The following is a 14,460-nucleotide window of genomic DNA, read 5'->3' on the forward strand; positions in this document are numbered from 1 at the left end:
CCGAGGCACTAACACCGGCTCGATGATTCCAGCACTCGACCTCCCGGAAAATACTCTCGAGCTCGACGATGATGCGCTGTTGGATGTCGTGCAGCGGCAGACGGTGCGCTATTTCTGGGAAGGCGCGCATCCCGTCAGCGGTCTTGCCCGCGACCGGCAAAAGACCACAGGTGATCCTGCCAACGATCTGGTGACGATCGGGGGGGCCGGTTTTGGCATTGCAGCCATCATCGTTGCGGTCGAGCGGGGATGGATCGACCGCACCGCGGCTTTGCTGCGATTGCACGGCATGCTCGATTTCCTGGAGAACTCCCCGCGCTACCACGGCGTTTTTCCGCATTTTATCAACGGGCGAACTGGTGCGACGATCCCGTTTCGTCGCAAGGACGACGGCGCTGATCTCGTCGAAACCACCTTCCTGTTTCAGGGTCTGATTTGCGCCCGTGAGTATTTCGCCGGGATGACAACTGGCGAAGTGCGCCTGCGCCAGCGCGTGGACGCGCTGTTGCTACAGGCCGAATGGAACTGGTTTACACGCGGCGCTCGGCAACTCATGTGGCATTGGAGCCCTAATTTTGGCTGGGCGACGGACAGCCCGATCAGGGGTTGGAACGAATGCCTGCTCACTTTCGTGCTGGCGGCGGGATCGGCGCGCCACCCTATTGATCCGGGAATCTATCACGAGGGTTTTGCTGTAGGACTTGGCTTTCGAAACGGGCGCGACCATGACGGGATCGTGCTGCCGTTGGGAATGAATTCTGGTGGCCCGCTCTTCTTTTCGCACTATTCTTTCTGCGGGCTCGATCCCCGGGGCCTAAGTGACCGCTACGCCGATTACTGGCAACAGAACGTCAGTCATACGCAGATCAATTATCGGCATTGCGTTCGCAATCCCCATAGCCATTTGGGATATGGACCGGACTGCTGGGGTCTGACCGCGAGCCATGGGCCGCGAGGATACGTCGCGCATGCACCCGACAGGGACTTTGGCGTGATCACTCCGTCTGCTGCCCTGTCGAGCTTTCCCTATGCCCCGGCGGAGGCGATGCGCGCACTGCGTGGCTTCCTGGGCAAGCCTCGAAAACGCATATGGGGCCGCTTCGGCTTTGTTGACGCGTTTTGCGAAAGCCGCAACTGGTACTCCCGAACCTATCTGGCGATCAATCAGGGGCCGATCATCGCGATGATCGAGAACCATCGTACAGGGCTGTTGTGGCGGCTTTTCATGAGGGCGCCGGAAGTGCGCAGAGGCTTGGAGAGGCTTAGCTTCATCAGCAAGCATCTCAGAATGTCAACACCCCTAATAGATCTTTGCGACGCCGGGTGATTCCGCTTCGGTGCAAAAATGCTCGAAACGCGCGGACCGCACTCAGGCAGCCGCCTTTGTGCGCGCTTCTGATTTTTCCAGATAATAGCTCGAATATTTGTCGAAGAATTTTTCCGAGCCGCCGATCGCGCCATACTTGGCGAGTTTCTTCAGCTCGACCTTGTTCAGGACCGCGCCAATGATCTTCTTCGCGATATAGGGTTCCGAGCTGAGCATCGATTGCACCATCGCACGCGGCGTGCGTCCCCACTCGGTGACCAGCACGAAGCCGTCGACAAGCGGAGCGAAGGCCTTGGCGTCGACGACAGGCCCGAGCGGCGGCAGATCGACGATGATGTACTCGAAGGTTTCCTTGGCGTTGTCGATGAAGCGCCGCATGCCGGCCGAAGACAGAAGCTCGCTGGTATGCGAAAACTGGCCACGCAGGACGGCCGGGATGATCACCAGTTTGGTCTGCCGGTCGATCTTGCCGACCGACTGCCAGGTCTGCCCGCTCACCACCGCTTCCATCAAGCCCTGCTCGGCCTCCATGCCGAGGCTGCGGCTGAGGCCGGGATTGCGCAAGTCGCCGTCGATCAGCAGCGTTTTCGATCCGTTGGCGGCAAGCAGCCCGGCAAGATTGGCCGCCACCGTCGACTTGCCTTCGCCCGGAAGCACCGAGACCACGCCGATGACCCGGCTGCCCTGGCCTTCTATCACGACGTCAAAGGCGATCTTTGCGTTGCGCAGCGTCTCGGAGAACATCGATGCCGGTGCATCAACGGTTACCCGCATGCGCGCACGTTTTTCGGCTGCCGACAATGTTTTGGAGGGCTGGGATTTGGACGACTTGGCGGTCTTGGATTCAACGACTTTGACGTCAGGCTGACCGCCATTGCGCTGGTCATCCTTGCCAGCCTTGCCGATGACCGGGAGATAGCCGAGGAATTTGAGGCCGACACGGTCGCGCACATCCTCGCCGGTCCTGAAGAAGCGTTCCCTGAATTCATTCAGACCACCAACCCCTGCCCCCATCATTATGCCAAGCGCCAGCGAAAGCCCCAGCACGATGGCCGTTCGCGGGGTTGCGGCCGACTGTGGCATCGTCGCGTCCGAGATGACCCGGATCTTGCCGACTGGGAAGGATTGCTGTTGGGCGGCCTCCTCATAGCGGTTCAGGAATGTCTGGTAGAGTGTCGAGAGCGCCGTCGCCTTCTGGTCCAGTTCACGCAGCTTGACCTGCGACTGGTTGTCGATGGAGCTCTTGCCTGCCGCCAGGGCGACATTTGCGCGGAGCGCGGTTTCGCGCGCCAGAGCGACCTCGTATTCGTTGCGGTAGCTTTCGGTCAGTTGCTTCAGCTCGCCGAAAATCTGCGCCGATATGTCGGCCTTCTCCTTGGCGAGCGCGACGGCCTGCGGATGTTGCGGGCCGAAATTGGCTTCGACGTCCTGCTGCCGCTTGGCGACTGTGAGATAGCGGTTCTTCAGCGTCGTGATGACGGAGCTGCTCGGCTGGTCGTTCGATATCGCGGCGTCCTTGAACGCATTGTCCGACCCGCTTTCGACGATCGACTTGTACTGCTGATAGCGGGCGCCGGCACGTGCGGTATCGGCCTGTGCGACGATCAGCTGAGTGTTGAGATCGGACAGTTGCTTGTCGCTGATCAGCTGGCCGTCATTGACGGCCAATCCATGTTCGGCCCTGAACTTTTCGACCGCCAGTGCGGCCGCCTGGGAGCTCTCACGAAGCTCGGTCAGCCGGCCCTGCAGCCAGACAGCCGCCCGCTCGGTCGCGTCGAAGCTGGCATCAAGCTGATCGGCGAGATAGGCGTCGGCATAGGCCTTGGTGATGGCGGTCGCAAGCGCCGGATCCGTCGCCTGAAAGGAGATGCTGATGACAAAGCTTCGGCCGATCCGCTCGGCATCGAGTTGGTTCTGCAGTTTGAAGATTGCGTAGTCGCGGGACGACGACGATGCGGTGATCGCGTCACGCGTCGCGGCATCAAGCTGAGTGACATCGGTTGTGCTCGCGGCGCGCTTGGGGCGGACAGACTGGATGATACCGCGTACAAAGCTTGCGACCTTAGACAGGGCCGATGTCGGAGGGTTCATGAAAGCGTCGTTCTGATCGAGCTTCAGCTTGTCGACGACCACCCCCGCCAGCCTGGCCGACTGTAGAATTTCGATCTGGCTCAGAACGGCGGAGTCGGTCTGCATGCTGACCGACGCCGCCGAAATATCGTCGACGACCTTGTTCAATCCTTCGTCGATCAGCACGCTGCTCGTCGCCACATAGGTAGGAGGCGTGGTCTGCAAATAGAGCACGCCGAGAAAGAGACCGATGATGGCGCAGGCGGCAACCACTTTCGCCTGCCGCGCGGCCATGCCAAGCAGACGCTCGATGTCGATGAAGTCTTCGGCGTTTGCCGCACTCGAAGTCGGCAATGGCGTCCTCTTGTCGACAGGAAAATTGGCATAGTTCATCTTCGGTCCAATTCTAGTTTGCAGGCGCTACCGCCTCGAAGATCGGCACATAGGGTGCAAACCTTGCGCCGGACAGTGCGCGTTACGCGCGGCGCAACGGCCTGTCCTGCGTCATCAGCCGCACCCACAATGCCTCGAAAAAATGGACATTATGCGGCTTCTTCCCGACGCTGATGCGACCGGACGAATTCCTGCAGCATCTCGAAGATCGGACCCTTCATGTCCTCACGCGCCAGCGCGAAAGCGACATTGGCCTGGATGAAGCCCTCCTTCGAACCGCAGTCGAACATGCGGCCGTTGAAAGGCTGGGCGAAGAAGGCCTGCGTCTGTGCGAGACGCACCATTGCGTCGGTCAGTTGGATCTCGTTGCCGGCGCCGCGTTGCTGGCTGCCCAGCAGCGAGAATATCTCGGGCTGCAGGATGTAGCGGCCGTTGATGTAGAAGTTCGACGGCGCGTTGGCCGGTGCCGGCTTTTCGACCATGGCCGTCACCTCGAAGCCGGTGCCGACATCCGCGCCGCGCCCGACAATGCCGTATTTGCTGGTCTCGGTCGGATCGCAACGCTCGACGGCGATAACGTTTGCGCCAGTCTGCGCATAAAGATCGGCGACTTCGGCAAGACACCCTCGCCCGCCAAAGGACACCATATCCGGCAACAGCAACGCGAAAGGTTCGTCGCCGATGACCTCTCGCGCGCACCAGACGGCGTGGCCGAGGCCTTGCGGCGACTGCTGACGGATGAAGCTCGTCGCGCCGGCGACGGGAAGCAGGCTCTCGAGCGATTCGAGCTGCGCCTTCTTGCCGCTCTGCTCCAGGGTTCCGATCAGTTCAGGATGCAGATCGAAATAGTCCTCGATCACCGCCTTGTTGCGGCCGGTGACGAAGACTATGTGCTCGATGCCGGCCTCGAATGCCTCGTCCACCGCATATTGCACCACAGGCTTGTCGACCACCGGCAGCATTTCCTTCGGCACGGATTTGGTCGCCGGCAGGAACCGCGTTCCAAGCCCCGCCACCGGTATGACTGCCTTCCTGACTTTTTTCATTGCATGTTCCTTCTGAGGAGATCGATTTCAACCCTGTCGCAGGCGGCGAAATTTGTCTTCATTCGCCTGCAGCCCTTTACCTCCCCGCCACCACGGCAAACTGTGCCGCTACCCTTCGCAGCCGGACGGCGATCGGCATGCTCATATGCCGAACCGCCGCCGGATCGCTGAGCGCCGTCCATATCGCCTTGAGCGGGGACCGCGCCTTGATGTGCTGAACCAGCGACAGGAATGATGCCGCCCGCCGCAGGCTGCGAGCGCGCCTGGCGAACGCCGCCGCGGCCGCAGCATCCATGGAATGGGTCGCGGCGAAGGTGGCATCGGCCCGGCGCATCGCCTCGACGTGATGAAGTTCGAGCACCCGGGAGATGGAACCGGTGCGAATGTGGTAAATATAGCCCGTGGTCGGCTCGACCACGCATTTGCCGCCTTTGGCCAGCGCACTGGCCAGGAGGATATAGTCTTCGCCAATGATCAGGCTTTCATCGTAACGAAGCCCGTTCTCGTTCAGGAACCGGCGCTGGAAGATCGGCTTGACGTAGCCGAGATTGAACCTCGATTCGAAGAGGACATTGCCGCCGATGAAATCCGCCAGCGAGATTTCACCGAGGCCTTCCAGATAGTCGGCCGGGAACATCGTCTCTTCGGCAACGCCATCTTCGCGAACGACCTGCAGATTATCGACCGCGATCTCGGCGCCCGCTTTCTCCGCGCGTTCGATCATGGTGCAGATTCGCCCGGGATAGACCGCGTCGTCCGAATCGAGAACCGCGACCCACCTGCCGCGGGCAAGCTCAAGGCCGGCGTTCCTGGCGCCGCCGGGGCCACGATTTTGCTCAAGCGCGACAACGCGTACGATATCTTCGGGGTAGGATCTCGCCAGGTCGAGCGTCCGGTCGCGCGACTTGTCGTCGACGACGATGACCTCGACGCTGACATTGCGCTGGGCGACGGCGCTGGCAATCGCCCGATCGATCGTCGCCTCGGCATTGTAGGCGGCAATCACGAAGCTCACGTCAGGCTGCACGCTTGCCCCCTTGCTGCGGCGAAGACAGGCCGTATTGGCGGATTTCACGAACCCCGACGAGGCCGCTGACGACGCCGACATGCATAATGCCGCGAAGGACGCTGCGGTTCCGTCGGACGGGGTCGATGGCGACCGGAATTGCCGACAGGAAACTATAGCCGGCCTTTGCCGCGGCAATGCCGACCTGCTTGAGCCGGGAAAGGCCGCGCGCGTTGCGCCCCAGGAGGTGACCATGCGTCTGCCCGACGCGGAACCGGCGGCGGCCGAGCCAGTCGAATGCCGCCCTGGCAGGCGGCACCACTTCATCGACCCAAGCCTCTGGCGAAAAGGCGATACTGCCGCCGGCCTTGACCATCTGGTCGAAGAATTCCGTATCTTCGCCGCCGGTCTGGCCACGTGCCAGGCTGAAGCGCCGGCCGCGCAGGCTCTCAGCGCCAATTCTGAGCAGGACGTTGCAGGTGTAGCCGGTGCGGATCTCGCCGCGCACCCAGACCGGCGAGGTCGAGTGGAAATCGCCTTTGCGCATCCAGTCGGGCGCATCCGGCAGGTAACGGGCTTGCACCGGCCCGAGCACGGCCGCAGCACCAGTTGCTTCCACCGCCGCCACCAGTGCGGCAAGCCAGCCAGCGGTGGCCGTCTCGTCGTCGTCGATAAAGGCGACGAAATCCGCCGCACTGGCATCGAGGCAAGCGTTGCGCGCGATCGAAATGTTGCGGGCCGGGGCGTGCCGGTAGGTCACCGGCAGCTTCAACTCCCCCGCTAGCTTGGCGACCAGCGTTTCGGCCGTCGGCGTATCGTCGTTGTCCGCGATGATGACACCGACATCGAATCCCGCGGGCATATCCATGGCTCCTACGGAGCGGAGCGTGTCGACAAGCTCCGGCCGGCGAAATGTGCAGACGCAAATATCGATGCTTCGATTTTTCTTGACCGGGTCCATCACGCTACCCCGCGCTGCGGTCGCGGTGCTAGCAGCTGCAGCCAGAAGCCGACCGACCAGCCGAAATGCATGACCATTGCCGAGACCCCGGCAAGCGCAATGTCGGGTTTGCGCTGACTGACCGCGGTCCAGAAGCCGTAGCCAAGGCAGACCGAGACCCATAGCAAAAGCGGCACGGCCGCCAGCCAGTGGACGAAGGAAAAGGCGGCGAGAAGAACCACGGGAAACACCAGAAGCGGCACCATCTGCCGGATCTTCGGGATCATGCGGTGCTTGAGAACGTTCTTCGCCCGGCCGCGGCCATAGCCGAGATACTGAAAATAGAGGCCCTTCAGCGAGGAGCGCGGGTAGTAGACCATTTGTGTCTTACCGGTCATCCAGATCCGGTAACCGGCCTGACGGAGCCGATAGTCGAGTTCGGCATCCTCATTGTGGCTGAACGTCTCGTCATAGCCACCGACCGCGGTGAAGGCCGATATCCGGATCAGCGCATGGTGGCCATGATCGACCCATTCCCCCGCCGAAAGGTGCCGATGCTTGGAGCCGCCGGTGCCGAGCCTGGAATTCTGGGCCGCGGCCGCCGCCTTCTGCACCATGCCGCTGCCACTGGTCAGCATCGAGACGACGACCGAATCCGCCCCGGTGGCCTGCGCTTCTTCGACCAGCCGGTCGCAATAGTCGGCGGGATAGCCGCCATGCGCGTCGATGCGAATGAGATAGTCGACGCCCTCCCCGAACCTGGCAACGGCGAGATTGATCGCCGCGCTCTGCAAGCGCTTTTCATTGTGGAGCAGGATCACCCGCGGATCTCTTACGGCGATATCTGCGACGATCGTCCTGGTGTTGTCCGTGCTGCCGCCATCGGCAACGATGATCACGGCGCCCACCCTCTCGGCCGCAGGGCGAAGCTCTCGAAGCAACGCGCCGATGTGGGCCGCCTCGTTCAGGCACGGAACGATGATCATGCAGGATGGGAGCGTTTCGGTTTGCGTCATCGGCAGTCCTTCTACGCCAATGCTTCGGCAGCATATCGACCGGGAGCCGCAGTAAGGCCGCGGAGTTTTTCGACGAGCGCCCGGCAATCGGCGCGGTCGTGGCTCCAGGTGCGCGGATTGCGGGCGAGAACACGTGCCCTCAATGTCTCGAACCGATGCTGCTCCATGGTGCCGAGGGCAGCTTCGAGCGCCTCGGGCGTGGCTTCTGGCAAAAGAACGCCGATGCCTTGCCGGTCGAGAAACCGGCCGGTCTCGGTGTTGCCCATCGAGATCGGCACGGCTCCGAAGCGGCAGCCCTCATAGAGACGGTTGGGCAGCAGCCATTCGGAATTCAGGCCTTGCTCAAAAAAGTCGATGGCCCAGGAAAAGTGAACCTCGCGGTAGATCGCCGCCATATCCTCCGGATTGCGGTAGGGCCCGCCAAACGAGAGCCAGGGTTCGGATTCGACGAAACCGTGGAAATCGGGAAATTCAGACAGCGCCGGGCGGCCCCTGAGGACGATTTCGAAGCGGCCGTCGAGGCGGCGCGTAAATTCGGCCAGAAGCTCCAGGGAACGGCGGCAGCGGAGCGCACCGAACCAGCCGATCCGCCAAGGCGGCGCAACGGGATTCTCCGCCGTCATGCGGTCATCCAGGGAAGCCGCGGCTGGCTCGAAATATTTGTTTTCGAGCAACTCGACCGGCGCCGCAATCTGTCCGAACGGCTTGAAATAGTTGGCGATGAAGGCCGGCGAGCTGGTCACCAGAAGCTTCACATCCCTGGCCAGGAAGCGTTCCGCACCGCGCATCGCCCAGCCCAGCGGATCGTCGCGAAGCAACAGGCGATGGATGTCCAGGCACTCGTAGACGATCGGCACAGTTGCCTGGAAAGCCGATCTGGCGCGCCGGGCAAGCGCCAGCATTTCCAAATTGCGCGCGATAATGAGGTCGGGCCGTTGCATTGAACCTAGCTTGGAGCCGGTCGAGACCACCGCCTTCATGATCGCCGCCAGACGCTGGCCGAATCGGCCATCACGCGTCGGGCCGAGATCGATCGGCTGCAAGCCCTCGACATCAGCAACCGCGCTTGCCGTTCGACGAAAGCCCGCCAGCGTAACCTGGGCGCCGCCTGCCTTGAGCATTATGATCCGCCGGCGCACTGCCGGGTCGGAGACGTCGTGTACTAAGTACAAGACATGCAGCATGAAAACTCGACCGCTGTTGGCCCGCCCGCGACAATGCTAGTACAGCTCTTGCTGCATCGCAACATTTTTGGTTGCAGCGTAGCAAAGATCCACATTTTTTGTTGCACTGCAAAATCGATGGGTTAATCTCACTCTGCTTGGGCCGCATGGACCGCGCGTTGGCCCTGCCATTGGGCTGCGCGCCAATAATCACGACGCGAGGACCATCCTTGGCGTGCAGCATTTTCGGCCAACCCGCACCTCGGCATCCGTCGATCGAACCGCGGGACTACTCACGAAATGAGGTCATTCCATGAAGATCGCGGTTGAAAACACCGTCTGCCTGAATACCGGGGATGCAGCGATTCTCCTGGCGATTCGCCATGTTTTCAAGACGATCGTGCAGGACGATATCCAGTTCTACGTCTTCGACAGCCAGCCGGAGGTGGCGGCGAGGCTCTACACGAAGAAGGAGTATCCGGATCTCGAATTCCACAAGCTGCTGTCGGAATCGCTGTTCCGCTACAAATACGGCAGTGGGCTGAAGAACCTGATCAAGCCGATCTACAATCGGCTCGTACTCAATGCCCTGCGGCGGTTCGGCATCCGCGGCGTTCTCGGGCGTTTGTTCAGCTCAAGCAATCGCCGTGGTCTCGAGATCTACAAAGACGCCGACCTCGTGGTCACGACAGGCGGAACCTATCTCGTCGAGACCTACAATCTGGAACGGCGCCTCAATCAATTCCGGATCGACGCGATTCTGGGCAAGGACCCGGTCTTCTTCACGCAATCGCTCGGCCCGTTCAACAAAAGTTACAATCGCCAGGAGTTGAGCCCGATCTTCGACCGGAGCCCGCTCATCCTGCTGCGCGATGAACGTTCGAGAGGCCACATTGTGGACATGGTGAAAGACCCCGGCAAATGCCACGTCGTGGCCGACGCCGTCTTTGCGCTGGCCGATACCGACAGGATCGGAAGTTTTCTGGCCTCCGGCCAGTCGGCGACTGTCACCGGCCGCGTCGCCATTTCCGTCCGTCACTGGAACTATGTCAGCGACGGCGAGGGCGGTATGCGCCGCTACATCGACTCGATCCGCGAGATTGCGACCATCCTGGTCAGGGACCACGCCAAGCAGGTGACCTTCGTCTCTACCTGCCAGGGCGTGCCGGAATACGCCCATGACGATTCCAAGACGGCGCGGGCGATCGTTGCCGAACTCGATCCGGAGATCGCCAAGCATGTGAGCGTGGACGCTTCGTTCCACACGCCGGAGCAACTGATGGCCCTGGTGAAAGGCTTCGACTTCGTCGTCGCGACGCGCATGCACATGATGATCATGTCGCTCTGCGTCGGCACGCCGGTGCTGCCGATCGCCTATGAATTCAAGACCAAGGAACTCGCCAAGCGGATCGGCGTCGCCGACCTGCTGCTCGACATCGACACGGTGACGCCCGAGGAAGCGAGCGAGAAGCTCGGCAGACTTACCGCCAATCTCGACCTCTATCGCAGGACGAGCCTTCAGGCAGTGCTTGAGGAGCATGCGTCGGCGATGTCGGCAGGTGAGCTTTTGAGGCCGGTTATTGCCTGCCTAGCGGGCGTTGCGCATGGCGCTGGAAAGCGTGGTGAACAACGCACTGCGCGACTGGCGAAGGGCAAGCATGAGGATCAGGCCGATCGAATAATTGAGGGCAACCGCCAGGACCACCGCGAGCAGGTCTGACTGGCCGGTCAGCGATACGGGCAACTCCCGGTAGACGGACCAGGCAAGCAGCGACGACATGATGAAAAGCCCCTGCATGATCAGGAAGTCGGCTGCGGTCACCGGACCGACCCGATGGACAAGAACGGCAAGCACCGGGACGCGCAGCATATAGCCGCTGATCGCGTAGGCCGCGGCGACACCGACGGCGCCCCAGTGCAGGCCGATGATGAAGGCGGCGACCGTCGTCAGCGACGAGTAGATGCCCCAGTGGAACATGGTCTTGGTCTTGCCCTGGCAGATGAAGATCCATCCGGTGGTGCTTGAGACGGACTGGATCAGGCTGGCGATGCCCAGCCAGGCGAAGATCGGCGCCACCGCTGTCCAGCGCTCGCCGAAGAGAAGCCCGACGACCTGGTCCGACGTCAGCGTCAGCGCCGCGATGCCGGGCATGGTGATGGCCGCCAGCATCCAATTGGTCCGCACATAGATGTTGCGAAACCGCGCCTTGTCCTCATGGATGCGGCTCAGCAGCGGCACCATCACGCGTGTCAGCGGCTGGTTGATGTTCTGCAGCGGAAACAGCAGGAGCTTATAGGCGCGGTCATAGTAGCCGAGTTCGATCGCGCCCGAATATTTTCCGATCAGGATGTTGTCGAGATTGCGCGAGAAGAAGTTGGCCAGATTGAAGCCGGTCAGATTGGCGCCGAAGGACAATATGTCGGTATCGACCTTCAGGTCCGGCCGCGACGGCGTCCAGCGCGCCACCTGCCATGCCGCGGCCAGCGCGACAACAGCCGAAACCGCCGGGCCGATGACCAGCGACCAGTAGCCCAGTCCCGCATAGGCGGCGATTGCGGTAGTCGCAAGTCCGGCAGCGGCGGTTATCACATCGTTCAGCGCGAGCTGGCCAAAGCGCAAATGACGGTTCATCAGCGCCAGCGGCACCGCGGCGAGGCTGCCAAGAAGCAGCGGCAAGGCAGAGCCGATGGTGATCCCGACCATGCGTTGATCGCCGTAGAAGGCGGCGATGGCGGGCGCCAGGCATGCCACCACCACGGCACTGCCCAGCCCAACCAGCGCGCTGATCCAGAATACCTGGTTGAGCTGTTCGGTGCTGATGTCCTTGCGCTGGACCACAGCCTGCTGCAGGCCTAGGTTTTGAAGCAATCCGACAAAGGCCACGATCGGCCCGACGGAAGCCACGAGACCAAAATCCTCGGGGACCAGCAGACGCGCAAGCACGATGACCGAGAGAAACTGGATCGCCATCTTGAAGCCTTGCGCGCCGATCGTCACCACGCCGCCGCGCAGAGCGACGCGACCGAACTGGGGGGGCGGGTTGGCGTTCATGCCGGGCGCCTGGCTTCGGCCAGTTGAGCAACGATCTGCGCAAAACGTTCGTTGAGCAGGTCCGCGTTGAAATCCTGCTCGATCTTGCGGCGCGCCGCACGTGCGATGCGCTCGCATTTGTCCGGGTTCTCGGCCACCCAGACAAGCTTGCGGGCCAACGCCGCAACGTCTCGCTCCGGTGCGAGGAAGCCTGTCTCCTGATCCTCGATCAACTCGGGGATGCCCGAGTGATAGGTGCTGACAACAATCAGCCCGGCGGCCATAGCTTCCATCAGCGCCACCGGAATACCCTCGAGATCGCCGTCCTGTGCAGCAACGCTGGGCAGCAGGAATACGTGGGCGTCGCGCAGGCGCTGCTTGACCTCGGCGTGCGGGCGCGGCCCGAGGAAAGTCACCCTGTCGGCAACGCCGAGATTTGCGGCGAGCTTCTTCAACTCTTCCAGCAATTCGCCGCCGCCAATCACCGTATAGACCCAGTCGCGCCGCGGAAGGCCGGCGAGGGCGCGCAGGGCGAATTCGATGCCCTTCTTTTCGGTCAGCCGGCAGACCGAGATGAAGGACAGCGTGTCCCGGTCCCAGGAACGCCAATGATAGCTGATCTCGCCCGGCCGCACGCCCATATGGTGAACCATGACTTGCGCGGCAGGCGCGCCGACGCCGATCAGGGCGTCGCGGAAAAACGCGTTCACCGGCAGCTGGAGAACGCCCTTTTCGAAAACAACCTTGTAGCGCGTGAGCGTGTCGTCATGCAGCGGTTCGCCGACATCGCGGCCGTGGAATATGGTTACCAAAGGAGCGGAAATCCGGCCTCGTTTCATGGCGCGGGCAACGCGCATGCCGTTATTGCCGAAATGCGCGACGATCACATCGGCGTTCTGCAATTTGCGCGCAAAGGCGATGTCGATAGCGGTCGAGAGCTTATCCCAGAACCTGCCCGACCATCTCCTGAGCATCGGGCGAAAGCGCCCCAGTCCGCCCCACCAGCAGACGACCTTGCCAGGCAGCGCCTGCCAGCGGCGATCGTCGATGTTGCTGTCCTTGCCGAACGACGTCTCGTTGCAGACGACGCCGACTTGCATGCCGCGCTCGAGGCACCCTTCTATCTGGTCGAGGACGAAGGTCTCCGACAAACAGGGGAACTTATCAACTACGAAGCAAATCTTCATCGAATGGACGATCTTTCGAGGCCGGTCGGCGATCTGCTCGCGCGGATGAGGGCTGAAGCCCGTCGCCGCCGTGCGAGGCGCCCCAAGCGTCTGGTGTTGTGCGTGCCGTTGTCCCAAAGCAGCTCCCACCCCGGTCAGGCGCGAGAGCCGGCTTTTGGGGAACGTGCATGGTTTTGGACGAAATGCATCAGGCGGCATGCTCCAGCGCGCCTTGCCTGGCGTTGTCGAGAACGCCGAGGAAGGTCGCGAACTGAATGTCTGGATTCATTTGCGGCCGCTCCGAAAACAGCTGCGCCGCCGCCGACAGCCGGTCGTACTCGGCCTTGTCGCTCCATAGCCGCCTGACTGCGGCGACCCAGTCGTCGAGCGGTGCGTCATAGTCAAGTACAACGCCGCCGGCGCCGATCGCTTCCGGCAGGCCGCCGCGGCGGGACCCGACGACCGGAATGCCGCTGCAATGGGCCTCGGATGCCACGCGCCCCCAGGCCTCTTCCCATTTGCTGGGCGCCAGCAGGATCTTGGTGCGGCCATAGACGGTCTTCATGTCGGTGGTACGGCCTTCCAGCCTGACGTTGCGCAGCGGCGCGATGGTCCGTTCGATCTGCGCCCGGTGGTCGTCGTCGAGCTTCCAGCTTTCGACGAACAGAAACGGGATTTCGGGGCATTGGCCGGCGATGCGCACGGCGAGTTCGAACCCTTTTTCATTGTAAGGGTTGATCAGCGTGACGAATTCGCCGGTCGTCGGGGTGCTGTAGAGCCTGGGATTGATGGTCGGCGGAATCACGGTCGAGTCGATGCCGAACTTTTCCTTATAGGTGCGCGCGGTGAATTCGGAATTGGCGATATAAAGCGCCGAATGCAGTTCGCGCAGGTCGCCGGCCAGTTCGTGGAATTCGACGTTCCGCAGATAGACCACCAGCGGCACGCCGAGCGCCTGCAGCGCTTTTCCGATCGGCACCGATTTGTGGCACTGCACGACGGCGACATCGGGATCGAGCCGTTCGACCGCGAAGCGCGCCGCCTCCCAGGGAAACCACGCCCGCACGACCGGATAGCCGGGATAGCTGTCGATGACCGCACGCTGGCGAAGCAGCTTCATCTTGGCGCGCGCCTTGAAGCCAAACATGCCATCACCGAACAGTGCCGCCAGGACCGAGGCGTCATGACCGTGCTCGCGCAGCTGCTCGACCAGATGGTGCGTGCTCGACTGAACGCCACCGCTGAACTGCGGCGTGTAGCCGTTGCCGCCTGCAAACAGAACTTTCATGGACCTGGCTCCTT

General features: G+C 62.0%; 10 protein-coding genes and 1 pseudogene. 2 read left to right on the forward strand and 9 right to left on the reverse strand.

The window, feature by feature from the left end; genetic code table 11:
* Nucleotides 1-22 precede the first annotated feature (22 nt).
* The gene (locus NKH71_RS15980) at nt 23-1,327 is read left to right on the forward strand and encodes a glucoamylase family protein (protein ID WP_352895154.1); all 1,305 of its coding nucleotides are present in this window, start codon (nt 23-25) and stop codon (nt 1,325-1,327) included.
* Between the two features lie 42 nt (nt 1,328-1,369).
* Here the strand turns inward: NKH71_RS15980 and NKH71_RS15985 are convergent, their stop codons facing one another.
* The 6 genes from NKH71_RS15985 to NKH71_RS16010 form a co-directional block, all read right to left on the reverse strand.
* The gene (locus tag NKH71_RS15985) at nt 1,370-3,790 is read right to left on the reverse strand and encodes a polysaccharide biosynthesis tyrosine autokinase (protein ID WP_352591603.1); all 2,421 of its coding nucleotides are present in this window, start codon (nt 3,788-3,790) and stop codon (nt 1,370-1,372) included.
* A 149-nt stretch (nt 3,791-3,939) separates the two neighbouring features.
* The gene (gene galU / locus NKH71_RS15990; RefSeq protein WP_352790635.1) at nt 3,940-4,836 is read right to left on the reverse strand and encodes a UTP--glucose-1-phosphate uridylyltransferase GalU; all 897 of its coding nucleotides are present in this window, start codon (nt 4,834-4,836) and stop codon (nt 3,940-3,942) included.
* A 76-nt stretch (nt 4,837-4,912) separates the two neighbouring features.
* Nucleotides 4,913-5,863, reverse strand: coding sequence for a glycosyltransferase family 2 protein (locus tag NKH71_RS15995; RefSeq protein WP_352790637.1), 951 nt, complete (start codon nt 5,861-5,863; stop codon nt 4,913-4,915).
* Nucleotides 5,853-6,803 (reverse strand): glycosyltransferase family 2 protein, encoded by a 951-nt coding sequence (locus tag NKH71_RS16000; RefSeq protein ID WP_352790639.1) that lies wholly within the window; start codon nt 6,801-6,803, stop codon nt 5,853-5,855. Before NKH71_RS16000 ends, NKH71_RS15995 begins: the two co-directional genes overlap by 11 nt.
* A complete protein-coding gene (locus NKH71_RS16005) occupies nt 6,803-7,798 on the reverse strand; it encodes a glycosyltransferase family 2 protein (RefSeq protein ID WP_352895155.1) in 996 nt (331 codons plus the stop codon). Before NKH71_RS16005 ends, NKH71_RS16000 begins: the two co-directional genes overlap by 1 nt.
* A gap of 11 nt (nt 7,799-7,809) precedes the next feature.
* Nucleotides 7,810-8,982 carry a glycosyltransferase family protein gene (locus NKH71_RS16010; protein ID WP_352790643.1) on the reverse strand — a complete coding sequence of 391 codons (1,173 nt, stop codon included), beginning with the start codon at nt 8,980-8,982 and terminating at the stop codon, nt 7,810-7,812.
* Nucleotides 8,983-9,274: 292 nt separating this feature from the next.
* Here NKH71_RS16010 and NKH71_RS16015 point away from each other — a divergent pair.
* Nucleotides 9,275-10,327: pseudogene (locus NKH71_RS16015) on the forward strand (polysaccharide pyruvyl transferase family protein); the annotation flags it as partial.
* 222 nt (nt 10,328-10,549) lie between these two features.
* On the opposite strand, the gene NKH71_RS16020 reads toward NKH71_RS16015, so the two are convergent.
* From NKH71_RS16020 to NKH71_RS16030, 3 genes are all read right to left on the reverse strand, one after another.
* Nucleotides 10,550-12,013: a lipopolysaccharide biosynthesis protein gene (locus tag NKH71_RS16020; RefSeq protein WP_352790644.1), complete on the reverse strand. Its 1,464-nt coding sequence runs from the start codon at nt 12,011-12,013 to the stop codon at nt 10,550-10,552.
* Nucleotides 12,010-13,179, reverse strand: a complete 1,170-nt coding sequence (locus NKH71_RS16025) for a glycosyltransferase (RefSeq protein ID WP_352790646.1) — start codon at nt 13,177-13,179, stop codon at nt 12,010-12,012. Before NKH71_RS16025 ends, NKH71_RS16020 begins: the two co-directional genes overlap by 4 nt.
* A 187-nt stretch (nt 13,180-13,366) precedes the next feature.
* Nucleotides 13,367-14,446 (reverse strand): glycosyltransferase, encoded by a 1,080-nt coding sequence (locus NKH71_RS16030; RefSeq protein ID WP_352790648.1) that lies wholly within the window; start codon nt 14,444-14,446, stop codon nt 13,367-13,369.
* Nucleotides 14,447-14,460: the final 14 nt, after the last annotated feature.

Source organism: Mesorhizobium sp. M0983 (assembly GCF_040318975.1).
Lineage (GTDB): Bacteria > Pseudomonadota > Alphaproteobacteria > Rhizobiales > Rhizobiaceae > Mesorhizobium.